22 protein-coding genes and 1 pseudogene are annotated in these 22,882 nt (G+C 66.6%); 12 read left to right on the top strand and 11 right to left on the bottom strand.

The features are described from left to right. The first annotated feature begins 37 nt into the window (after positions 1 to 37). The 5 genes from espB to BN973_RS19840 all read left to right on the top strand — a co-directional run bounded on the left by espB (position 38) and on the right by BN973_RS19840 (position 4,274). Positions 38 to 1,483, top strand: coding sequence for an EspB family ESX-1 secretion system-associated protein (gene espB / locus BN973_RS19860; protein ID WP_036470341.1), 1,446 nt, complete (start codon positions 38 to 40; stop codon positions 1,481 to 1,483). A 174-nt stretch (positions 1,484 to 1,657) separates the two neighbouring features. Further along, on the top strand, positions 1,658 to 2,881 hold the full coding sequence (locus BN973_RS19855) for an EspA/EspE family type VII secretion system effector (protein WP_036470339.1): 1,224 nt from the start codon (positions 1,658 to 1,660) through the stop codon (positions 2,879 to 2,881). A gap of 25 nt (positions 2,882 to 2,906) precedes the next feature. Then, positions 2,907 to 3,224, top strand: a complete 318-nt coding sequence (locus tag BN973_RS19850) for a type VII secretion target (RefSeq protein WP_036470338.1) — start codon at positions 2,907 to 2,909, stop codon at positions 3,222 to 3,224. A 39-nt stretch (positions 3,225 to 3,263) separates the two neighbouring features. Beyond that, positions 3,264 to 3,902 carry a hypothetical protein gene (locus BN973_RS19845; protein WP_051641371.1) on the top strand — a complete coding sequence of 213 codons (639 nt, stop codon included), beginning with the start codon at positions 3,264 to 3,266 and terminating at the stop codon, positions 3,900 to 3,902. Positions 3,903 to 3,911: 9 nt separating this feature from the next. Beyond that, entirely contained in the window at positions 3,912 to 4,274 is a 363-nt protein-coding gene (locus BN973_RS19840; RefSeq protein ID WP_036470335.1) for a YbaB/EbfC family nucleoid-associated protein, read from the top strand. Between the two features lie 21 nt (positions 4,275 to 4,295). Here BN973_RS19840 and BN973_RS19835 read toward each other — a convergent pair whose 3' ends face one another. The 3 genes from BN973_RS19835 to BN973_RS19825 all read right to left on the bottom strand — a co-directional run bounded on the left by BN973_RS19835 (position 4,296) and on the right by BN973_RS19825 (position 8,220). Further along, positions 4,296 to 6,194, bottom strand: a complete 1,899-nt coding sequence (locus tag BN973_RS19835; RefSeq protein ID WP_036472756.1) for a hypothetical protein — start codon at positions 6,192 to 6,194, stop codon at positions 4,296 to 4,298. Between the two features lie 110 nt (positions 6,195 to 6,304). Beyond that, the gene (locus tag BN973_RS19830; RefSeq protein ID WP_051641370.1) at positions 6,305 to 7,351 is read right to left on the bottom strand and encodes a glycosyltransferase family 9 protein; all 1,047 of its coding nucleotides are present in this window, start codon (positions 7,349 to 7,351) and stop codon (positions 6,305 to 6,307) included. Positions 7,352 to 7,377: 26 nt separating this feature from the next. Beyond that, positions 7,378 to 8,220 (bottom strand): ribonuclease Z, encoded by an 843-nt coding sequence (locus BN973_RS19825; RefSeq protein ID WP_036470333.1) that lies wholly within the window; start codon positions 8,218 to 8,220, stop codon positions 7,378 to 7,380. Positions 8,221 to 8,378: 158 nt separating this feature from the next. On the opposite strand from BN973_RS19825, the gene BN973_RS19820 reads away from it, so the two are divergent. Beyond that, positions 8,379 to 8,807, top strand: a complete 429-nt coding sequence (locus BN973_RS19820; protein ID WP_025736061.1) for a CBS domain-containing protein — start codon at positions 8,379 to 8,381, stop codon at positions 8,805 to 8,807. Positions 8,808 to 8,886: 79 nt separating this feature from the next. On the opposite strand, the gene BN973_RS19815 is transcribed toward BN973_RS19820, so the two are convergent. Then, positions 8,887 to 9,486, bottom strand: a complete 600-nt coding sequence (locus BN973_RS19815) for a type II toxin-antitoxin system PemK/MazF family toxin (protein WP_036470330.1) — start codon at positions 9,484 to 9,486, stop codon at positions 8,887 to 8,889. On the opposite strand from BN973_RS19815, the pseudogene lepA reads away from it, so the two are divergent. Then, positions 9,463 to 11,459: pseudogene (gene lepA / locus BN973_RS19810) on the top strand (translation elongation factor 4). The gene BN973_RS19815 and the pseudogene lepA sit on opposite strands and share 24 nt — an antisense overlap. 12 nt (positions 11,460 to 11,471) lie before the next feature. Here lepA and BN973_RS19805 read toward each other — a convergent pair. Both BN973_RS19805 and BN973_RS19800 read right to left on the bottom strand, forming a co-directional pair. Beyond that, on the bottom strand, positions 11,472 to 13,511 hold the full coding sequence (locus BN973_RS19805) for a glycoside hydrolase family 15 protein (RefSeq protein ID WP_036470328.1): 2,040 nt from the start codon (positions 13,509 to 13,511) through the stop codon (positions 11,472 to 11,474). Between the two features lie 41 nt (positions 13,512 to 13,552). Beyond that, a complete protein-coding gene (locus BN973_RS19800) occupies positions 13,553 to 14,797 on the bottom strand; it encodes an FAD-dependent oxidoreductase (protein WP_036470326.1) in 1,245 nt (414 codons plus the stop codon). Positions 14,798 to 14,825: 28 nt separating this feature from the next. Here BN973_RS19800 and BN973_RS19795 point away from each other — a divergent pair, with 28 nt between their 5' ends. The 5 genes from BN973_RS19795 (at position 14,826) to BN973_RS19775 (ending at position 19,152) form a co-directional block, all read left to right on the top strand. Further along, positions 14,826 to 15,029: a hypothetical protein gene (locus BN973_RS19795; protein WP_232232118.1), complete on the top strand. Its 204-nt coding sequence runs from the start codon at positions 14,826 to 14,828 to the stop codon at positions 15,027 to 15,029. 306 nt (positions 15,030 to 15,335) lie between these two features. After that, a complete protein-coding gene (locus BN973_RS19790; RefSeq protein WP_051641369.1) occupies positions 15,336 to 16,373 on the top strand; it encodes a sulfate ABC transporter substrate-binding protein in 1,038 nt (345 codons plus the stop codon). Continuing rightward, positions 16,370 to 17,254, top strand: coding sequence for a sulfate ABC transporter permease subunit CysT (cysT, locus tag BN973_RS19785; protein ID WP_036470324.1), 885 nt, complete (start codon positions 16,370 to 16,372; stop codon positions 17,252 to 17,254). Before BN973_RS19790 ends, cysT begins: the two co-directional genes overlap by 4 nt. Next, a complete protein-coding gene (gene cysW, locus BN973_RS19780; protein ID WP_036470323.1) occupies positions 17,251 to 18,069 on the top strand; it encodes a sulfate ABC transporter permease subunit CysW in 819 nt (272 codons plus the stop codon). Before cysT ends, cysW begins: the two co-directional genes overlap by 4 nt. A 15-nt stretch (positions 18,070 to 18,084) precedes the next feature. After that, the gene (locus tag BN973_RS19775; RefSeq protein WP_036470321.1) at positions 18,085 to 19,152 is read left to right on the top strand and encodes a sulfate/molybdate ABC transporter ATP-binding protein; all 1,068 of its coding nucleotides are present in this window, start codon (positions 18,085 to 18,087) and stop codon (positions 19,150 to 19,152) included. 3 nt (positions 19,153 to 19,155) lie between these two features. Here BN973_RS19775 and BN973_RS19770 read toward each other — a convergent pair whose 3' ends face one another. From BN973_RS19770 to BN973_RS32200, 5 genes are all read right to left on the bottom strand, one after another. Then, complete coding sequence (locus tag BN973_RS19770; protein WP_036470318.1) at positions 19,156 to 19,485, bottom strand: hypothetical protein; 330 nt, start codon at positions 19,483 to 19,485, stop codon at positions 19,156 to 19,158. 55 nt (positions 19,486 to 19,540) lie between these two features. Beyond that, positions 19,541 to 20,254: a sirohydrochlorin chelatase gene (locus BN973_RS19765; RefSeq protein WP_036470315.1), complete on the bottom strand. Its 714-nt coding sequence runs from the start codon at positions 20,252 to 20,254 to the stop codon at positions 19,541 to 19,543. After that, positions 20,251 to 20,994 (bottom strand): phosphoadenylyl-sulfate reductase, encoded by a 744-nt coding sequence (locus BN973_RS19760; RefSeq protein ID WP_036470312.1) that lies wholly within the window; start codon positions 20,992 to 20,994, stop codon positions 20,251 to 20,253. Before BN973_RS19760 ends, BN973_RS19765 begins: the two co-directional genes overlap by 4 nt. Continuing rightward, positions 20,991 to 22,670: a nitrite/sulfite reductase gene (locus BN973_RS19755; protein WP_036470309.1), complete on the bottom strand. Its 1,680-nt coding sequence runs from the start codon at positions 22,668 to 22,670 to the stop codon at positions 20,991 to 20,993. The genes BN973_RS19760 and BN973_RS19755 overlap by 4 nt, the downstream gene beginning before the upstream one ends. A gap of 110 nt (positions 22,671 to 22,780) precedes the next feature. Continuing rightward, positions 22,781 to 22,837 carry a hypothetical protein gene (locus tag BN973_RS32200; RefSeq protein ID WP_368026538.1) on the bottom strand — a complete coding sequence of 19 codons (57 nt, stop codon included), beginning with the start codon at positions 22,835 to 22,837 and terminating at the stop codon, positions 22,781 to 22,783. Positions 22,838 to 22,882: the final 45 nt, after the last annotated feature.

The following is a 22,882-nucleotide window of genomic DNA, read 5'->3' as shown; positions in this document are numbered from 1 at the left end:
ATCTCGCGGTGATGACTTCGACGAAGGAGAGTCGTCCATGGCTGAGATGCTGAAGGTCGAGTACGACGAGCTGATGGCCAGGGCCGCCGAGCTCGAGGTGCCGCTGCCCACCCCGCCACAGCAGAATCCGCAGCCGCCGTGTGCCATTTCTTTCGTCGTGGATTCCGGCACGCAGCTGAACTACAACGCCAGCGCGATTCGCGAGAGCATCAAACGAGCCGAGGCGGAATATCTGGTATTGGCGCAGTCGCTGCGCAACGCGGCGCTGGCCTATGAGGAAGCCGACCAGGCGGCCGCGGACGCGCTCACCGAGGGGTCGTCGGCCACGCCCGAGTCCGCGAGCACACCTCCCGCGCAGAAAACCGGCGGGGACGAAGATTTCGCCCCGCCGCCGCAAACACCCGGTTATGACGGCTATTACGACCTCCGGCAGGCGATCGAGGATATCGAGGCGCCCGACCAAGGCCCGGCATACACCAAGTTCGAGGGCGACTGGAACAGCTATGTGCTGGCGTTGCAAGCGGACGCCGTCATGCAACGGTTCCGACCCTTCGAGTATTGGGAGGGCGAGTCGGCGGCAGCGGTCGAAGCCAATTTCGAGCAACAGAAGAAGTATCTGATCCAGCTGGGCAACAGCTCGTGCTACCAGATCGCCAGCCAAGCCAGGGGCGTGGTGGACGCCCACAAATGGGCCGTCACGGTCCACCCCACCTCCTACGAGCTCTACATCGCCGACTTCTGGTACGACGAGTACGGGAGGAGGGGAGACATCAACAGACAAAACGAGGTTCTGACGTGGTACGTGGACATGCAGGCAAGGTCGGAGACGGTGCTGGCCGACTACCATCAGCGTGCCGCCTTGCCGTTGGCGCTGGTGTATCCCACCAACCCGCCGGCGGCGGTCACCGTCAAGGCGCCGCTTCAGATACCGGATAACGCCGGCGAAATCATCCGTGGCGCAATCGGGGGAGTCATCGGCACGGGGACGGGTTCCGGCGCTGCCAACCCCGGTGCGCTGGCGTCGCAGCTGGGCAACACCAACATCGCGGACACCGTGAGTAGCCTCAGCGACCTGGCTTCCAGCCAAACCGATACGGCCAGTGACCCTTTCGCCGCACCGCCACCATTGCCGACGGGAGTGCCCGGTCTGTCGACGGGTGGCGGGGTCAAGCCGGCGTCGTTCGGAGGCGCAGGCATGCCGTCGGCGCCGTTGCAGTCGGCGACGGACGCCGGTGCCGCGACCCAGGGTGCGGCGGCGCGACCGGGCGCGGGTGCGGGCGGCCTGCCCCCGGGGATGGGCGGCGCGGCGGCGGGACGCGGCGCTATGGGCGGCGGGATGCCGATGGGCGCCGGCGCGGGCCAGGGTCAGGGTAAGGACTCCAAGGCCAAGCGCTACGGCGAGGAAGAGGACATCTACACCGAGGACCGGCCGTGGACCTCGTCGGTCATCGGTGTCCGCCGGCGCAACGACGTTCCCGAGTGACCGCCGCCGGCACGGCTCGGGCGAAGGTGAACGACGGTCGACGCAGAGGTGTCTTAGGTATGTCGAGCCGTCAAAGCGCCTGGTGCGCAGCATGATTGGAGCCCGCACTGACTCGGGCGCTGTTAGAGTTCGTTCCAATTGCCGTCGCGCGGCGAAATCTGGAGGAATGTAGCGATGCCCAAGATTTCTGACACCTGGAAACCCGGCTTCAGCACCGTCGCCGCGGGTAAAGCGTTTGCCACGGGCAATTACGCCGACGGCACCCTCAACCTTGTCCTGGCTCTTGGCCAGGCCGGGTATGCGGTCGGGAAGAACTACCTCCCCAAATCCGCGGCGGGTGACATGCTCGGTCCTCGTAAAGGCGGCAAAGAATCGTTACGGGACGCCTTCGGGGTCGAGGCCGTCATCCTGGAACGCGGCATACAGATTGTGACCGCTATGACGCTGTTGCTCGGAAGTGGCGCAGAGCAGGGGCAGACGTATGAAGCGGCGTCGAGCTATTTCAAATTGGCCTGGGAAAACCTGAAAGATGCGACCGTCGCCGGCGACTCCTGGGTGGGTGCGGCCGCCGATTCCTATAACGCACGAAACGCCCAGCAGATCGAATGGGCGAGCACTATGGAAGCCCTTGACCTCGAGGTCGCGGCGATCCTGCAGCAGAATTCCGACACGCTGGGAAATTGCAAGATCACCCTGACCAGCGTCAGGGCTTTTTTCACCGCGTGCATCCCGATTGCGGCCACCCTGAGATGGGCGTACGGCCCAGCGGGGGAAGCGATTTCGATCTCGTTCCAGTGGGCAATGTTTCTTGTCGGATTTCCGATCGCCCTCTCCGCGTGTGTGTGGGCGTTTACCTCGGCGGCCGAGAATGGGGTTGCGTTGCAGACCGTTACCGAGGGATACACCGGCGTCGCCGCCAGTGCGGTGATCACCGGATCGGACTCCGCGGCGGCGAAGGTAGCGCCCGCGCCGAAGTCCGCCGTGAGCGGGTTCGCCGAGATCAACGCGGGATCCTCGGCCGCGCCGTCCGGCGGGTTCGGTCAGCGCGCCGCGTCGTCCCCGGGCGCCCCGAGCACCGGGGAAGGCGAGAGTGCCCCGGGTGACTGGCCGGGCGCGCTGTCGTCGGGAGCCGCCGTGCCGCAAACCGGCGGCTCACCGGCCTACGCCGCGCCCGCCGTCGGCCGGGTGCCGAGCGCAGCGTCGGGCTCACGGACCTCGTCCGGGGCGGCTGCATCGGGTGCGGCGAAGTCCGGTGCCGCCCCAAAGGCTGCTGCCGCCGAGGAAGACGTTCTCCCAAGCGATCCCGACGGCGCGGCCACGGGCAGCCAGGCTGCGGAGCGCGCGCCGGTCTACACCGCGGCCGACGGCACCGAACAGGCGAGCGAACGCGTCCGCTGACGCCAGAACGTCGAGGAAAGAGATCATGGCAAACAAATTCGAAGTAAAAACCGCATACCTGGAACAGTTGGCGCTCGAGCAGGAAGAAGCCGCGGTCGAAATCGACAGTGCGATGGCAACAACCGACGGGCTGGCCTACAAACTGGTCTGGGATCACGGGTTGATCTCCGCGGCGTTCTGGGGGGTCATGTTCAACACGGAGAGCGAACGCGAAGCGGCGTGCACCAACATGGCCAGTGTATGCGCCGACCTGGCCGGAAAATTGCGGGCCAGCGCGACCGCCTACACCAGCACCGACACCCAGACGAGCGACAACCTCGACCAACAGATGTTGCCGGGCTGAATTCGACAGACCAAGACGTTCGGAAGGACAGAGGCCACAGTGGAAACCACGCAGCACGGCGACGACGGGAGTTCCGCCGCTTGGGATTTCGGCGACAACCCCGGACCCGAAAGCGCAACGCACCAAGGCTTCGATGACGGGTTCGGCCGGGAGAGTGGCTCGTTCCTGGACTTCGGAGACGAGGCCGGCCACGACGACGCCGAGCCGTCGCTCATCGATTCACTGGTCGAGCCGGCGCCTGTCGCGGACGCCGGGGTCGAATTGATCGACGCGCTGGCCGACAGCGACGGCGACGTCGAGGCCGCCGACGCCGCAGACGACGATGGCGCGATGCCGACGGCGAAGGTGACGAATCCCCCCGAGACCGTGTCGGTGACGGCGACCATGGACGGCAGAATCTCGTTGGTCGAGCTGTCACCGGATGCGGCGAAGATGACTGAATCCAGTCTTGCCGCAGAGATATTCGCAATCGCGGACCTGGCTCGGCAACGGGCCCTGTCGATTCAGCACTCATTTGTGCTCGACGCGTTCCGGCACCTGGGGATCTCAGATCAAGAGGATGAAGAGTTCATCACCGAAGCACTGCAGACCGGTATGACGCAGCTGCGGTCGCCGGACCAGGCTATTCGCGCGCAGGCAGACGTGTTCGCCACGCGGTACGGCAGCAACGACCAGTAAGGACGCCAGATGAACACCGAAATGCACCCGGTAGTGGCTGAGGTGCTGCGTACGGCAGAGCAGATTCAGTCGATGGGGGACGCGCAAGCAGACAAGCTCAACGCCGAATCCTTCAGGGGCTCAGACGAATCCGGGACAGTCCAGGTAACGGTCGACGGGCACCAATGGCTTACCGGCTTGCACATCGAGGATGGCCTACTACGACTGGGCATCGAGACGGTGGCGCTACGCATCAACGAGGCGATACAAAACGCGCAAGCGGCGGCGGCGCCGGTCGTCGAGGCCCAACAGGCCCAGTTGATCGAGTCGCTGGGGCAGTTGGCCGACTCGCTCACCGCAGCGACGAGCGCTATTCAAACTAAACCGCAGTAGCCGCAACGCTTCTGGCGATAGCTAAGCTTTGACGGGCGACTGTGCGGCGGCGGTGTCGAGTAACTCGGTGAGGTGCTTCCAGTAGAGCCAGTCGGCGACGGCGGCACGCTGGGCAACCGAGTCGGCCGCCGCGCGCGCTTGGCCGAGGATCACCTCGTGTGCGTGGGCGGCGTAGCCGCGAAACGCCCGCAGGTGCGCCGTCTCGCGGCCGACGGCGCGGCTGGACAACGGCCGCATCGCCTCCAGCCACAGCCGCGAGCGCCGGTCGGCGGGCGGGCCGGCCGACGGCGTCGGCAACAGGGCGAGCAACCCCGAATCGGGAGTGCCCGCCAGGCGCTCTGCTGCCCGCGGATGAACCACTTCCAGCCGGGACCGGCCGGTCATCGCACCGCTTTGCGGGATGTCGTCCGGCTTCAGGACGACCTTGGCCACGCCGGGGTCGGAATCGCCGAACTGCTCGTCAGTCGCAATCACCGCTCGCAGCTTGGTGTTTCGGTGTTCCGCCCAACCCTGCACGGCGATCAATGGATAGGTGGCCCAGCGCGCCCGCTCGGCGGCCGGAATCGCGTCGTCGGCACTGGCCATGCGCACCTGTGCGGGCACCTGCACCCCGTCGGGGATGTAGGCCACTCCATAGTTGTTGGCCACCACGATGACGCCCTCGGCGGTCACCGCGGTCACCCAGAAGAACTTCAGATGCGTCGCGCCGCCACTGTCGGGCGCATTGAGCGCCGCGGCGATGCGCCGCGCGAGCACCAGGGGATCGGCCTCGCCACGGCGCGTCGCGTCCGTCGCCGCGTCGCGTTCGGCCCGCGCCGCCGAAACCGGAACCCCGCTGGCCGCATCGGATTCGGTGGGTTGGGCCGCCTTCGGGCGGGCAGCGACGCCGTCGCGCGCGTGCTGCCGGGTCGTGGCGGCCGGTCGCATCCCGGCAGACGAACCGGTCGCGTTCTGTCCGACCGGAGCACCCGAACCGGGGGCCGCACTCGAACCCGTGGTGGCTGCGCGCGATCCTTGCGCGGGTGCGGCGGGCATGCCGGTCGCCGAGGCCGGCGCGACCGCCGGACCCGTGTCCCGTGGCCCCGACCATGGCGCGGCGGGTGCCGCCGACGCAGCGGGCATGCCGGTGTTGCGAGCACCGGTGCCGAGGGGTTGCGCGGACTGCGCCGGGCTCAACGGTTTTGGTGCACTCGGTGGGACGACCGGAGCGGTCGTGCCGGTGGTGGCTGCCGGGGCGACGGGCATCGGCGCCATGACCGTCGATGGCGGTGGGGCCGCGGCGACCGGCGGGGCAGCCGTGGTCGACGGCTGTGACGCGCCGTCCGGTCCCCAGGAACGGCCGCCCCAGCGCGGGTCGCGGTCACCCAGCAGGCGGTCCGGCGGCGCCTTCTGGTCGAGCAGATCCTGCAATGCGCGCTCCGGCGGTTTCCAGTCCTTGCTCTCCAGGATCTGCTCCGCGGTGCCTTCGACCACGCTGACATTGGCGGCATGCGTCGCGCTGACCAGAGAATCGATCGCGGCCGTTCGCTCGGCGGGCTTCAATTTGGCATCCCGCTCAATCAGAGCGATCCGCCGCTGCGCGGCATCCACGTTGTCGCCGATGTCCGACTTCGCCTGCTCGATTGATCCGGCGACCTTTCGCTGCCAGGTGATCGCGGTGGTCAAATCGTTTTGCAAGTTCACCAATTCGTCGATATTCGATTCGAGCGCGCCGTTGGCGGCGCCGGCGGCCAGGCCCGACCAGAGGCCGCTGACGAAGATCTCGCTGCGCTGCTGGCGCAGGGTGTCCAACACGTCGGTGACCTGACGCAAGACCTGCGCATACTGCTGGGCTCGGTCGTAGAAGGCGTCTTCGGCAACGTCCGGCCATCCGCCGCCGTCGAGCATGCCTTCGGCAAACCCGCCGGTGGGCCTGACCATGCCCATAACCTAAGTCCTCTCCCAACACCGCATATCGGTCGCGGGCTTGGCGCGCTCGGTCAACAAGCTTAATCGAGGTGCGGGCAAGGTAATTCCGCCAAAGTCATCGTTTACACATGTTCGTCGGCAATGTCTTCCAATGCATCCAGCACCTGTTCGACGCTGATGTCGGCCATCCTTCGCTGATCGAGGTGCCGGTGCGGCCCGAACCTGAATCCCCATGTCGCCGATCGCGTCGGGCCGAAGAGTCCGACGCCCGGAATCCGCGCCAGATCCGCGGCGTGGAGCATGCAGGAATCGATGCCCAGGAAGAGGTCGGCGTTGGCGACCATGCTCATGCTGAGATCGAGCGGGAGCCCGAGATGGGAGAGGACGCGGCCACGTTCACGCCCGACGTTGAGATCCTCGTGTCCCAGCCCGACGACCCATGCCACGAACTCGGGGTGACTCGACAAGAATCGGTCCAGCAGATCGATGAAACGGGTAACGGGCCAACGCTTTTCTTTCCAATTGGTGTCGGCGTGCACGACCAGCACCTTGGTCCCGGGCGGCAGCGCGGCACGCATCGATCGGGCTTGCTCCTGGACCGACGCGGGGATGGACACCGGCTGTGCGTAGTCCTCGAGCCGTAGCGACGGATCGAAAAGGCGTGCCAACTTGAACAGCGAATCGCAGGCATGCCACGCCTGTCTGGGAACTGTGACGTCGTAGTCCGTGTAACCGTTGGTCAAGCCGATCGTTGTGGGAGCAAGACGCGCCTGAAGCTCCTGAAACGTGCCCATCGGCATGTTCGTGATCACGGTGTTGATGAACACGTCGACGGGGCCGAGCTGTGCGGCCAGGGCCGCACAGTCGGGTGATCGAATCGTAAGTACGGGCGGACCCGTTTCCGGTACGCCGGTGATGTCGACCAGGTGCGGACTCACCTCCCGGAAACACAGGTCGAAGGCCAGCTTCGGAGCGGCCAGCGTGAGCGGGGCGTCGAACATTTCGCCCAACGCTCGCACCGTCGGCAGCAACATGACGGAATCACCGATGTTGGCGGCGAAAAACACCGCGGGCCTACGTGCCCGCAGCAGATGGGACAGCGTTCCGGGTTCGACGTCTGCCCAGTGCTCGTCCTCGTGAGTTGCGCCGGCGCTCGGGCGATCATCCATGGCTACGGCTACGGCTACGGCTACGGCTACGGCTGCGGCGAGACTTCGACCCGGTGCAAGTCGTCGCCGAGCTCGATGCGCCCGCCGAATTGCGACGCGGCCAGTGTGCGCCACTGTTCTTCCTGTCCGGGCACCAGCGCCGGCACATAGTGCGTCATGACCAACGTGCCGACCCCGGCGCGGGCCGCGGTCGCCGCGGCTTCTTCGACCGACGAATGGTAGTCGCAGATGTCCTGCAGCCGCTGCTGCGGGATCTGCGTGACGATGTCCTTGCGGATCACCGTGTGCACCAACGCGTCTGCCCCGGCCGCCAGATCGTCCAGGCCCGCGCACGGCACCGTGTCCCCGGCCAGCGCCACCGAGGCGCCGCCGGCGTCGATCCGGAATCCGATGGTCGGTGCCACCGGCCGGTGGTCGGTGGGCGCGACCCGAATAAAAACGCCGTCGCGGTCCCACACCGGGCCCTCGGTGTACTCGTGCACCTCGATCGGCGGCGGCGTGTTCAGGTCGTCGTGATGGGCGATGCGGTAACCGATGTCGTGGCCGAACGCCTTCAGCATGGCCTCGACCGTCTCGGCGGTGCCCGGCGGCCCGATGATCGGGAACGGCGCGGGATCGGGTGTGAACGTGGTGATCCACCGCGTGATCAGCAGGTCGCCGAGATCGCCGATGTGGTCGCTGTGCAGGTGGGTGAGCAGCAGCGCCGACAACCCGGCGGCACCCACGCCAACGGCCGCCGCGCGCTGCAGCACGCCGCGCCCGCAATCCACCAGGAACGCTTGCCCGCCGGCCCGCACCAGCGTCGCCGGTCCCGCGCGGTTCGGATCGGGGATGGGACTGCCGGTTCCTAACAGGGTGATCTCGATCATGGCCCCAATCTTTCAAGACGCGTGGGTGGCTCGCATGTTTGGCCCGCGGACACGCGGGTATCGGTTGGGGATCGGTTGCCGGTTTTCGTGTTGGCTTTCCCGCCGCGCGAGTTAGCCGTAGCCTGGTGTGAAGCAGATCACAACCAGCTGGAGGCTCGATGCGGATAGCGGACGTTTTGCGAAACAAAGGCGCGGCGGTCACCACGATCAATCCCGACGCGACGGTCCGGGAATTGCTCGCCGGCCTCGCCGAGCAAAACATCGGCGCCATGGTGGTGGTCGGGGACGAGGGAGTGGTCGGCATCGTGTCCGAGCGCGACGTCGTGCGCCAGCTGCACGCGCATGGGCCCAGCATGCTCACCCGCCCGGTCTCCAAGATCATGACCGCGACGGTCGCGACCTGCACGAAGTCCGACACGGTCGACGAGATCAGCGTGCTGATGACCAAGAATCGGGTGCGTCACGTGCCCGTGCTCGACGGCAGGAAGCTGATCGGCATCGTCAGCATCGGCGACGTCGTCAAGACGCGCATGGAAGAGCTCGAGGCCGAACAGCAGCAGCTGCAGTCCTACATCACGCAAGGCTGAGCGCCCTTTTCGGCGAACGTGCTCTGGTGGCGAGAAATCCGCGCATTTGTCGCCACCAGAGCACGTTCGGCGAAGGGAGTCAGCGCCAGGCGTAGTCGGCGCGCAGCCGCGCGGCCACCACGTCGAAGATCTCGCGGTTCAGGACCGCGCCCTCGCGGCGAATACCCTCTTCGGGCACGTCGAGCACCCGGTCCAGCCGCACCCAGCTTTCGCGGCCCTCGTAATCCCAGTCGCCGGTGCCGATCCCGACCCAATCCGGGTCGGAGGCATAGTGCTCCTGACTGGACAGCATGAGCGCGAGCAGCACGCCGCGGTCGCGGCCCACGACGAGCACCGGGCGGTCCTTGCCGCGGGTGGGATCGTCCTCGTAGACCACCCAGGTCCAGACGATTTCCCCGGGATCGGCGCGGCCGTCGAGGTCGGGGGCGTAGACCACCTTGCGGGCCCGTTGCGCGGTGGGGAAGCTGTCGCTGGTCACCGGCCGGCCCTCGGTGATCGACGTCGGCTCCGAGTCGTCGGTGGCCCGTGCGCTAGCGGTGGCTTTCACGACCTGTTCGATTTCGCGGTACACCGCATGCGCGGTCTGCACCTGCTGGATGAGTCGCGGGACCCCGTAAACGACGACGTTCTGGGCGAACCGCTGGAAGGTTTTCCATTGCGATTTCCGGCTGGACGCCATAGTCGCAGCATAGTCGTCGGCCGACCGGCCCGACCGTGTCCGAGTGTGTCCCGACCAGCCCGCATGGATACCCTGGACGTACCCGCGAACCACGGTCAAGCAGCATCAACAGCACCCGCCAGGAGATTCCCATCAGCAGTTTCGCCGACAAGACCTTCACCGCGCCGGCGCAGATCAGGAACTTCTGCATCATCGCTCATATCGACCACGGAAAGTCCACGCTGGCCGACCGGATGCTGCAGCTCACCGGCGTCGTCGACGAGCGGTCCATGCGCGCCCAGTACCTGGACCGGATGGACATCGAGCGGGAGCGCGGCATCACCATCAAGGCACAGAACGTCCGGCTGCCCTGGAAGGTCGGCGACGAAGAGTTCGTCCTGCACCTGATCGACACCCCGGGCCACGTCGACTTCACCTACGAAGTGTCCCGCGCGCTGGAGGCCTGCGAGGGCGCGGTGCTGCTGGTCGACGCCGCGCAGGGCATCGAGGCCCAGACGCTGGCAAATCTGTACCTCGCGCTGGACCGCGACCTGCACATCATCCCGGTGCTCAACAAGATCGACCTGCCCGCGGCCGACCCGGATCGCTATGCCGGTGAGATCGCGCACATCATCGGCTGCGAACCGGGCGACGTGCTCCGGGTGTCCGGCAAGACGGGCGAGGGCGTGGCCGACCTGCTCGACCACGTGGTGCGTGAGGTGCCGCCGCCGCAGGGCGACGCGGACGCCCCGGCCCGTGCGATGATCTTCGATTCCGTGTACGACATCTACCGCGGGGTGGTGACCTACGTCCGCGTGGTCGACGGCAAGATCACGCCGCGCGAGCGCATCGCGATGATGTCCACCGGCGCGACGCACGAACTGCTCGAGGTCGGCATCGTCTCGCCCGAACCCAAGGCCAGCGAGGGGCTGGGCGTGGGGGAGGTGGGCTACCTGATCACCGGCGTGAAGGACGTCCGCCAATCCAAGGTCGGTGACACCGTGACGACGGCCCGCCACGGGGCGAAGGAAGCGCTCACCGGCTACCGCGAACCCAAGCCGATGGTGTATTCGGGGCTGTATCCCGTGGACGGTTCGGACTACCCGGATCTGCGCGATGCCCTGGAAAAACTGCAACTCAACGACGCGGCCCTGACCTACGAGCCGGAGACGTCGGTGGCGCTGGGCTTCGGATTCCGGTGTGGCTTTTTGGGTCTGCTGCACATGGAGATCACCCGGGAGCGCCTGGAGCGCGAGTTCGATTTGGACCTGATCTCGACGTCACCCAACGTCGTGTACCGGGTGGTCAAGGAGGACGACAGCGAGATCGTGGTGACCAACCCGTCGGACTGGCCCGAAGGCAAGGTGCGCACGGTGTACGAACCCATCGTGAAGACGACTGTCATCGCGCCGAGTGAGTTCATCGGCACCATCATGGAGCTGTGCCAGTCGCGCCGCGGCGAGCTCGGCGGCATGGATTACCTGTCCCCGGAGCGCGTCGAGCTGCGCTACACGATGCCGTTGGGCGAGATCATCTTCGACTTCTTCGACTCGCTCAAATCGCGCACCCGCGGCTACGCCAGCCTGGACTACGAGGAGGCCGGCGAACAGGAAGCTTCGTTGGTCAAGGTCGACATCCTGCTGCAGGGCGAGGCCGTCGACGCGTTTTCGGCGATCGTGCACAAGGATTCGGCGTTCGCCTACGGAAACAAGATGACCACCAAGCTGAAGGAACTGATTCCGCGCCAGCAGTTCGAGGTGCCGGTGCAGGCGGCGATCGGATCGAAAATCATTGCCCGCGAGAACATCCGCGCTATCCGCAAGGACGTGCTGTCCAAGTGCTACGGGGGTGACATCACCCGCAAACGCAAACTTCTGGAAAAGCAGAAGGAAGGCAAGAAGCGGATGAAAACCATTGGGCGCGTGGATGTCCCGCAGGAGGCGTTCGTCGCGGCGCTATCCACCGACGCGGCGGGCGACAAAGCCAAGAAATAGCGGCGCTTTACGTCACATGGGCGCGTTGGCGGGCTGGAACATCCCGGAGCCGTCGAGTTCCTCCTCGGCGCGGATCACGTGCACCACCGCGTTGATCAGCGCCAGGTGGGTGAACGCCTGCGGGAAGTTGCCCAGGTGCCGGCCGGTGCGCGGCTCGATCTCCTCGGCGTACAGCTGCAGCGGACTGGCGTAGGACAGCAGCCGCTCGCACAGCCGCTTGGCACGATGCACCTCACCGATCTCGACCAGGGCCGACACCAGCCAGAACGAGCAGATGGTGAAGGTGCCCTCCTCGCCGGCCAGCCCGTCGTCGGTCTGTTCGACCCGGTAGCGCAGCACCAGCCCCTCTTCGGTGAGCTCGTTCGCGATCGCCAGCACCGTGTTGCGCACGCGCGGATCGTCGGGTGGCAGGAAGCGGGTCAGCACCACCAGCAGCAGCGAGGCGTCCAACGCGTCGCTGCCGTAGCGCTGGGTGAACACCCCGCGGGAGTCCACCCCGTGCTTGAGGATGTCGGCCTTGATCTCCTCGGCGATCGCGCGCCACTGCTGCGCGTAGCTCTTCTCGCCTTGTCGCTCGGCCAGTTTCGACCCGCGGTCCAGCGCCACCCAGCACATCACCTTCGACGAGGTGAAGTGCTGCGGCTCCCCGCGCACCTCCCAGATGCCGCGGTCGGGCTCGCGCCAATGGGCGATCGCCTCCTCCACCTGCTTCTTGAGCACCGGCCACAGGGTCTCCGGCACCTGCTCGCGCGACTTGGCGTGCAGGTAGAACGAGTCCAGGATCGATCCCCAAATGTCGTGTTGCACTTGGTTATACGCGCCGTTGCCGATGCGCACCGGGCGCGCGTGGTCATAGCCGGACAGGTGGTGCAGTTCCTCTTCGACCAGGCTGCGCTCGCCGCCCACGCCGTACATCACCTGCAGCGGATGGCGCTCGTTGTTGTTGGCGCCGGAGACGTCGGCGATGAACGCGAAGAAGTCGTCGGCCTCGCGGTCCAGCCCCAGCGTGTACAGGCCCCACAACGCGAACGTCGAGTCGCGCACCCACGCATAGCGGTAGTCCCAGTTGCGTTCGCCCTGCGGCGTCTCCGGCAGCGACGTGGTGCTGGCCGCCAGCAGCGCACCGGTGGGCGAATAGGTCAAACCCTTCAGCGTCAGCGCGCTGCGCTGCAGGAATTCCCGCCACGGGTGGTCCGGGAAGTTGCCGATGTTGATCCACTGCCGCCAGCACTCGGTGGTCTGCCACATCCTGTCGGCAGCTTCTTGATAGGTCTGCGGCGCCGGGTGCTTGGTCCAGCTCAGCGCGACGAACACGTCGTCGCCCTCCTTCATCCGGGTGCGGGCCCGGGCCTCGCGACCCTCCAGGCCGATGTTCAGATTGCTGGTCAGCCGCAGCTGCGGATGGTCGTCCGGTTGCTTGCTGGCGCGCGCGACTGCCTCGCCGTATGCGTGGGCGGAGTATTCCCAGGTGGGGCCGATGCGGTGGTAGTCGAACGCCGGTTCGCAGCTCATCATCAGCTCGACGGTGCCGCTGACGCACCGCACCGTGCGCAGCAGAATGTGCTCGGCATCCCAATCCATCGGGGTACGACGGTGGGTTTTGGACCGGCGCTCGATGTCATGCCAGGGGCCCATCACCAGCGCGTCGCGCACAATCAGCCAGCCGGTGTGCGTTTGCCACGTGGTTTCCATGATCAGGCTGCCCGGCAGGTAGCGGCGGGCCGAGGGCACCGAGACGCCGTACGGGCCGAGCCGGAAATGGCCGGCGCTGCGGTCCAGGATCGCGCCGAACACGCTCGGCGAGTCCGGCCGCGGCACGCACAGCCACTCGACCGAGCCGGCGGGGGAGATCAGGCAGGTCGTTTCCCAGTCGGACAGAAACGCGTAGTCGGCGATCGGCGGGAACGGGTTGCGCAGTGCGCCGCCGGAGCTGAACGGCGCCGACCCGCTGAAATCAAGCGGCGAGTCCAACGGCGATTGGCGGGCCGATCCAAACGCCTGCTCGGGCTCCCCGCTGGCGGGCTGGTCGGCGGGTTCAGCGTGCATGACCATCTCGACATCATCATCTGTCGACCCGCCCGGCGTCCATCGGACTAGCCGTTAGGCCGGGCGAACTTCGGTGCGTGCTCGGACAGTGGACCGATCGCCACCAGGTAGGCGAACAACCGCCGCAAGGCCGGTGTTCGGCTGGCCAGCCCAATGCCGCGGGGCGCTTTGCCGTCGCCTCCGCCCACCACGTCGGCGACCACTTGGGCGTGGATCGCCCGTTGCACGGCCTGCACGATCGCCGTCGGTATCCAGCGGCGTACCTGCACCCGCAACAACTCCCGAGTCGATACCCGCCCGGCTTGCAGCGGACCGGCCAGCAAGCGGGCGGCGGCTACCGCATCGGCGACCGCGAGGTTGATCCCGACCCCGCCGACCGGCGACATCGCGTGCGCCGCGTCGCCGATGCACAGGGCGCCGTGGGTGTACCAGCGACGCAACCGATTGAGTTGTACGTCAAGCAGTTTCACGTCGTCGAACGAAGTCAGCGTGCCGACACGGTCGGCGAGCCAGGGCACCAGGGTCACCAGCACCCGGTGCAACGCCTCGATGCCCTCGGCCCGCATCTCGGTGTCGGTTCCCTTGGGAATGACGTACGCGATCTGGTAGTAGTCGCCGCGGTCGATCATGATGATCCCGTGTCCGGACACGAACCGGCCGGCAAGTCCGCTCGGGTCGCCGGCGTGGCGGGGCAGCCGGAACCACCACACATCCATCGGGGCGCCGAACCGGCGCGGTTCGAGTGCGAGCGCGGAGCGCACCGTGGACCCGCGCCCGTCGCAGGCCACCGTCAGCGCGGCGCGCATCTGTTTGCTCGCCCCGCTCGAGTCGCGGTAGGTGACGCCGGTGACGCGGTCACCCTCGCGCACCACGCCGGTCACCTCTGTGCTGCGCATCAATTGGAAGCTGGGTTCTGCCGCGGCCGCGGCGGCCAACAGCTCCAGGAAGTCCCACTGGGGTACCAGGGCAATGTGCTGATGCGCGCCCGGCAGGTGCGACAAATCGAGATTCAACGACTGGCCTTGCACCTGCAGTTGGATGCTGTCGATCAGGCGATGCGGAACCTGGGCGAAACGCGATCCCAAACCGAGTTCGTCGAGCAGGCGCAGGGTGCTCGCGTGCACGGTGTCGCCCCGGAAATCACGCAGGAAATCGGCGTGCTTTTCCATCACCGTGACTCTTATGCCGGCACGCGCTAACAGCAGGCCAAGCACCATTCCGGCCGGGCCACCGCCGGCGATGAGGCAGGTGGTTTCCTCGGTTGCGATTGCCACTTGCCGATCCTCACACATTGGTGTTTCGACTGCTCGGACGAATAGTGTGAGCCCGGTGAACGCGTTCCTCAATTGGTGGGACGGAAATGAGCTGTGGCTTTCCGGACTTCCCTTCGTGCTGCAGGCCATGGTGGTGATGCCGGTCGTGCTGGCGGTGGCATACCTCGCGGCGGTGGCGCTGGACGCCGTGCTCAGCAAGGGCATCGAATTGATGCAGCGCGCGCGTCGGACCGACGGGACGCCCAGGTAACCGCGATGCCTCGTTCTCACGTGACGTTGGTTCTCGTCGCGCTCGTGGTATTGGTGATCGTCGCGTGGTGGGTGACGCACTGAGGCGGGTGCCGGCCCGGTCCGGTGGCGGGTCAGTGGATTCCTGTTAGGCTTCGCGCCATGCACCTGACTTCCGACGCCCCGGAATGTGATGTCTTCGTGCACTGTTGTCGCTGACTACCACCCGTGCGCGGTTTGGTAGGGAGTTCGCGAATTCCCCTGACGTTTTCATTGCCTTTCCGCAGCAACGGACCGATATCCGTAAGCCCGCACCGAAAGGCCGTCAATGCTTATCGACAACGCCGGCGCACCGCGCTGGCGACCCCTCGTCGCGCTCGCGCTGATCGTCGGTGTCGTCGCGGCCTGTGGCGGCGGCCCCAGCGACGTCGTGGGCGGCAGCGGGCCCACGAGCGCGCATACCACCATCACCCTGGTCGCCTACTCCGCCCCAGAACCCGGATGGAGCAAGGTGATTCCCGCATTCAACGCCTCCGAGGAGGGCAAGAGTGTGCAGGTGATCACCTCCTACGGCGCCTCCGGCGACCAGTCTCGCGGGGTCGCCGAAGGGAAACCGGCCGACCTGGTGAACTTCTCGGTGGAACCGGATGTCACTCGACTGGTCAAGGCGGGCAAGGTTTCTAAGGACTGGAACGCCGATGCGACCAAGGGCATACCGTTCGGGTCGGTGGTGACTTTCCTAGTGCGTAAAGGCAATCCGAAGCACATCAAAGATTGGGACGACCTGCTGCGGCCTGGTGTCGAGGTGATCACGCCCAGCCCGCTGAGTTCGGGTGCGGCCAAATGGAATCTGCTCGCCCCATATGCCGTCAAGAGCGAGGGCGGCCGCAACAGCCAAGCGGGGCTCGACTTCGTCCGTCAGTTGGTGCGAGACCACGTGAAATTGCGGCCCGGGTCGGCACGACAAGCGACCGACGTTTTCATCCAGGGCAGCGGCGACGTGTTGCTCAGCTACGAGAACGAGGCCATCGCGACCGAGCGGCAAGGAAAGCCGGTCGAACACGTCACCCCGCCGCAGACCTTCAAGATCGAAAACCCGCTGGCACTGGTGACCTCCAGTCCGCACCTGGAGGTGGCCACCGCGTTCCGCAACTTCCAGTACACGCCCGCGGCGCAGAAGCTGTGGGCGCAGGCCGGTTTTCGGCCGGTTGACCCGTTGGTCGCCGCCGACTTCCGCGTCCAATTCCCGTTGCCGCAGCAGCTCTGGACGATCGCCGAGCTGGGCGGCTGGGCCACGGTCGATCCGCAGCTCTTCGACAAGAGCAACGGCAGCATCACCAAGATCTATACGAAGGCCACCGGATGACCGTGACGACCAACCCGAACCCGGAAGCGATTCGGCCCGAGCTCGCCGAGCCCGGGGACACCGCGCAACTGGTCGCGCGCACGTTCGGGCGCCACGGCAACTCGTCGCTGCGCGTCGGGGTGGCGACGGTGTGGCTCTCGCTGATCGTGCTGCTGCCGCTTGCCGCCATCGCCTGGCAGGCCGCCGGTGGCGGCTGGCGGGCGTTCACCGAGGCCGTGACGTCGCGCGCGGCGCTGGCCTCGTTCGAGGTGACGCTGAGCATCTCGGCCGGGGTCACGGTGCTCAACCTGCTATTCGGCCTCTTGATCGCGTGGGTGCTGGTGCGTGACGACTTCCCCGGCAAGCGTCTCGTGGACGCGATCATCGACTTGCCGTTCGCATTGCCGACGATCGTCGCCAGCCTGGTCATGCTGGCGCTGTACGGGAAAAACAGCCCGGTGGGTCTTCATCTGCAGCACACCCCGTGGGGCGTGGCGGTGGCGCTGGCGTTCGTCACACTGCCGTTCGTGGTGCGGGCCGTGCAACCGGTGCTGATGGAAATCGATCGGGAAACCGAGGAGGCCGCGGCGTCGCTGGGCGCCAGCGGGCCGAAGGTGTTCACCTCGGTGGTGCTGCCGTCGCTGCTGCCGGCGTTGTTGTCCGGTGCGGGCCTGGCGTTTTCGCGGGCCATCGGTGAGTTCGGCTCGGTGGTGCTGATCGGTGGCGCGGTGCCCGGCAAGACCGAGGTCTCGTCGCAGTGGATACGCACCTTGATCGAGAATGACGACCGCACCGGTGCCGCCGCGATATCCATTGTGCTGCTGTTGATCTCGTTCGTCGTGTTGTTCACCTTGCGCCTGGTCGGCGCGCGCGCGGCCCGACACGAGGAGGGGTCGGCGTGACATCGTCGCCGTGGGTTCGCTACCTCACCCGGTACGTGGCGCTGGCCTACATCCTGGTATTGCTGGTCATCCCGGTCACACTGATCCTATGGCGGACGTTCGAACCCGGGTTCGGCGAGTTCGTCGACCGGATCACCACCCCGGCGGCGATATCGGCGCTCGACTTGTCGCTGCTGGTGGTGGCCATCGTGGTGCCACTGAATGTCCTCTTCGGTGTGCCCACAGCGCTTGTCTTGGCGCGCAATAGATTCCGTGGCAAGCGCGTGCTGCAGGCGGTCATCGACCTGCCGTTCGCCGTTTCTCCCGTCATCGTCGGCGTGGCGCTGATCGCGTTGTGGGGGTCGGCCGGTGCGTTCGGCTTCGTGGAAAAGGACCTGGGTTTCAAAATCATCTTCGGCCTGCCCGGCATCGTGCTCGCCAGCATCTTCGTCACGTTGCCGTTTGTGGTGCGTGAAGTCGAGCCGGTGCTCCACGAACTGGGGACCGACCAGGAGGAAGCGGCGGCCACCCTGGGTTCTGGTTGGTGGCAGACGTTTTGGCGGATCACGCTGCCGTCCATTCGATGGGGCCTGACCTACGGCGTTGTGCTGACCATCGCTCGTACACTCGGTGAGTACGGCGCGGTGATCATCGTGTCGTCCGACCTTCCGGGGAAGTCGCAGACGCTGACGCTGCTGGTCTCGGACCGTTACAACCGGGGGGCCGAATACGGCGCCTATGCGTTGTCGACGTTGTTGATGGGTGTCGCGGTGGCCGTGCTGATCGTCCAGGTGGTTCTGGATGCCCGCCGGGCACGAGCGGCGAGCAAGGCCTGACAAGGAGAATCGGAGATGACCGACGCCAACACCGGTGACCTCGCGATCACCGTGCGCGACGCCAACAAACGCTACGGCGATTTCGTCGCCCTGGATCATGTGGACTTCGTGGTTCCGGCCGGTTCGCTGACGGCATTGCTCGGCCCCAGCGGCTCGGGCAAGTCGACCCTGCTGCGCACCATCGCCGGGCTCGACCAGCCCGACACCGGGACGATCACGATCAACGGCCGCGACGTCACCCGGGTGCCGCCGCAGCGGCGCGGCATCGGATTCGTGTTCCAGCATTACGCCGCGTTCAAGCACATGACCGTGCGCGACAATGTGGCGTACGGATTGAAGATCCGCAAGCGACCCAAGGCCGAGGTCAAGCAGAAGGTCGACAACCTGCTGGAAGTCGTGGGGCTCAGCGGATTTCAGGGTCGCTACCCCAACGAGCTTTCCGGCGGTCAGCGACAGCGGATGGCGCTGGCGCGAGCACTGGCCGTCGACCCGCAGGTGCTGCTGCTCGACGAGCCATTCGGCGCACTGGACGCCAAGGTTCGCGAGGATCTGCGCGCCTGGCTGCGGCGCCTGCACGACGAGGTCCACGTCACCACGGTGCTGGTCACCCACGACCAGGCCGAGGCGCTGGATGTCGCCGACCGGATCGCGGTGCTCAACAAGGGCCGCATCGAACAGATCGGGTCACCGACCGAGGTCTACGACGCTCCCGCGAACGCGTTCGTGATGTCGTTCCTGGGCGCGGTGTCGACACTGAACGGCAGTTTGGTTCGCCCGCACGACATTCGGGTCGGCCGCAATCCCGAGATGGCGATCGCCGGCGGTGACGGCACAGCCGAATCCATTGGAGTGGTCCGCGCTACCGTCGAACGGGTCGTGGCATTGGGCTTCGAGGTGCGCGTCGAGTTGACCAGCGCGGCCACCGGCGGCAGTTTCACCGCGCAAATCACCCGCGGCGACGCCGAGGCGCTGGCCCTGAAGGACGGCGACACCGTCTACGTGCGCGCCACCCGCGTGCCGCCCATTATCGCCGACGCCGTACCCGGCGCCGATGCCGAACAGAGCACCCTGACGTCGGCCTGACAGTTATTGCGGCGCCGCCCAGTAGGGCGGTTGCTGGGTCAGCCGCTCGAGGTACTCGGTCACCGTCAGCTCGTCGGATTCATCGGTCTCGTCACCGTGGGCGAACGGGCACCATCGTGGGTCGGCTTCGACAATCCACACCGCGTCGAGCTCCACCTCGGGCAGCGGGGCGCCCGGCGCCGGTGAAATCAGGTCTGCGGCGAATCCCTCTGCGCCCGGCCAGGTGAGCCCGTCGCTGTAAATGACCTCGTTGTTCCGGTTTTGAGCGACGACGTGGTAGTGGGGCAGGCCGGCCAGATGCTCGGCGAGCCGGTGCGAGTCGTGATCGCCCATTGCGCCATGTTAGTGCCGAAAGCGATTTGGCGTACTGTGAGGCCGCTGAGGCCGCTCAGGCCGCGATCTGGTCGGCGGTCGCCTCGGCGAAGCGATCCAGCACCGTCTCGGCCAACAACCGATCGGCGCCCAGCGGGGCCGCCATCTCGATGCCGGTCTTGGCGGCGAATCTCTCCACCCGATCGGGTATCAGTCCCGGCGCCAAAAACCACGGTGCGATGACCACCCGGCCGACGCGCTGGCGGCGCAACCTGCCCAGCGCTTCGGTCAGCGAACGTTGCTGTTGGGTGGCGAACGCGGTGGTCGCTCCGGCCCAGGACGTGCCCGCCAACAGCTTTGGCGCCACCCGGCCGGTGCGCGCGTTCACCGCCAGGTCGGAGGTGCCGATCGCCACCACCAGGACGCCGACGCGATCATCGAGGCGCGAGACCCCCAACTCCGTCACGCGACGGCGTAGCACCGACACCAGCCGGTCGTCCTCGCCGAGCACCGGAGCCTGCCAGACATGTTGGGTGGTAACGCAACTGGCAATCTGTGCGGGTATGTCGACGCGGGCGTGGTACGCGTTGGCCAACAACAGCGGAGTGACGACCGCCGGGCCGTCGGTCGATGTGAGCACGTCGGCCAGGCTCGGTGAGCTGTGCTCCAGGAATGCCAGTCGCACATCGAGATCCGGCCGCAAGCGGGTCACTTGGGCGGCGACGGCCTGTGCATTGGCCGCCGACCGTGGATCTTTGCTGCCGTGCGCGGTCAGCACAAGGGTGCTCACGACGCGTGCAGCCCGCATTCGGTCTTGGACAGACCCTGCCAGCGTCCACTGCGCGGGTCGGCGCCTTCGGCGGGCTTGGCCGTGCAGGGAGCGCAGCCGATCGACGGATAGCCTTCGTAGACAAGCGGATTGACCAGCACATCGTGCTCGTCGATGTAGTTCTGCATGTCCTCATCGGTCCACGCCGCCAGCGGGTTGACCTTCACCAGCTTGAAAGCCTCGTCGAAGCTGATCAGCGGCGCGTTGGCGCGAGTCGGTGCCTCGACCCGGCGCAGCCCGGTCACCCAGGCGCCGTAACCGCTGAGCGATTTGCCCAGGGGCACGACTTTGCGCAGCCGGCAGCACTCGCCGGGGTCCCGCGCGAACAGGTCCTTACCGTTGAGTTCGTCCTGCTCGGCCACCGTGTGCTCCGGCGTGACATTGAGAACGCGCACGTCGTAGACGGATTCGATTGCATCGCGGGTGCCGATGGTTTCGACGAAGTGATAACCGGTGTCCAGGAACAGCACCGGCACGCCGGGGCGCACCTTGGACGCCAGATCCACCAGCACGGCGTCCTGCATGTTGGAGGCGACGACGTAATTGCATGTCGCCCAGCCGCGCGGGCCGTTGATACCGCCGAAGTTCTCATCGGTCCAGCGCAACAGTTCGGTGGCGCTGGCACCCTCGAGTTCGGCCGCACCTCGGGCGGCCAGCTCGCGCAGTGCGGCGTAGGACTGGTCGGTCGTGTCGGTGCTCATCGGAGGTCACCCTCCTCGGCGCGAACTGCCCACTGCGCGAACCGCTCTCCCTCGTTGCGGTGCTTGACGAAGTTGCGCACCACCCGATCGATGTAGTCACCGATCTCGTCGCTGGTGACCTTGTGCTGGCGCAGTTTCCGGCCGAATCCGCTGTCCAGGCCGAGGCTGCCGCCCAGATGCACCTGGAAGCCTTCGACCGAGTTGCCGTCGCCGTCGTCGACCATCTGTCCCTTGAACCCGATGTCGGCGACCTGAATTCGGGCGCACGAGTTGGGGCAGCCGTTGATGTTGACGGTGATCGGGACGTCGAGCCGGGAGTTGATGTCCTCGAGCCGAGCCTCCAGCTCGGGCACCAAAGACTGTGCCTTGACCCGGGTTTCGGCGAAGGACAGCTTGCAGAACTCAATTCCGGTGCAGGCCATCAGGTTCCGGCGCCACTGCGAGGGCTTCGACTGCAGGCCGAGTGCCTCCAGGCCGGTGACCAGCTCGTCGAGCTTGTCGTCGGGGATGTCGAGGATGACCAGCTTCTGGTAGGGCGTGAACCGGATCCGGTCCGAGCCGGCCCGCTCGGCCAGGTCGGCCACCGCGGTGAGGATGGTGCCCGACACCCGGCCGGCGATCGAGGCGACGCCGACGGCGTTGAGCCCGTTCTTGAGCCGCTGCACGCCGACGTGGTCAATCGGGTGCTTGACCGGTTCGGGGGCCGGGCCGTCGATCAGCGGACGCTTGAGGTACTCGGTTTCCAGAACTTCCCGGAATTTTTCTATGCCCCAGTCTTTGACCAGGAACTTCAGTCGCGCCTTGGCCCGTAGCCGGCGGTAGCCGTAGTCGCGGAAGATCGAGGTCACCGCGTGCCACACCTCGGGCACCTCTTCGAGTGGCACCCAGGCGCCGACCCGTTGGCCCAGCATCGGGTTGGTGGACAGCCCGCCGCCGACCCACAGGTCCAGCCCGGGGCCGTGCTCGGGGTGGTTGACGCCGATGAACGCGATGTCGTTGACCTCGTGCACCACGTCCTGCAGGCCCGAGATGGCGGTCTTGTACTTGCGCGGCAGGTCGGCGAATTCGGGCTGGCCGATGTAGCGGCGCACGATCTCGTCGATCGCCCAGGTCGGGTCAAGCACCTCGTCGAGGGACTCACCGGCCAGGGGAGAGCCCAAGATCACCCGCGGGCAGTCGCCGCAGGCCTCGGCGGTCTGCAAGCCGACCTCGGCCAGCCGGCGCCAGATCTCCGGGACGTTTTCCACTTCGACCCAGTGGATCTGCACGTTCTGGCGGTCGGAGATGTCGGCGGTGTCGCGGCCGAACTCGGTGGAGATCTGGCCGATGGTGCGCAGGCCGGCCGCCGACACCGCTCCGCCGTCGCAACGCACCCGCATCATGAAGTACTTGGCTTCCAGCAACTCGGCGTTGTCGTCGCCGGTGAACGAGCCGTCGTACCCCTGCTCGCGCTGGGTGTACAGACCCCACCAGCGGAACCGGCCGCGCAGGTCGCTCTTGTCGATGCTGTCGAAGCCGTCCTTGGAGTACGTGTCCAAGATGCGATCGCGCACGTCGAGCGGGGCGCCGGCCTGCTTCATCTCCTCGTTGGGGTTGAGCGGCTCGCGATCACCCAGCGCCCACTGGCCCTCACTTCGGGCCTTTTTGTCGGGCGCAGCGGGACGGGCTGTGGTCATTCGAAGTCTCCTTCGCGGGCTGTGCAAGCGTGGACACGCGACTCACCGGTCTCCTACGGCGGGCGCAGATCCGGCGCCAGCTGGGCGTACAGGTGGGCGGGTCTACGGAATCAAGCCGGACAGCTACAGCTGCAGACACGCTTGAGATCGATGTGCCGCCGCGCCACTAGCGCAGTGCGCAGGCTGGGCTGGGCGACGGTCACGCGCCCATT

The organism is Mycobacterium triplex (assembly GCF_000689255.1).
GTDB lineage: Bacteria > Actinomycetota > Actinomycetes > Mycobacteriales > Mycobacteriaceae > Mycobacterium > Mycobacterium triplex.
The sequence above is the reverse complement of the archived record's forward strand: the minus strand, read 5'-3'. Positions and strand labels throughout refer to the sequence as shown.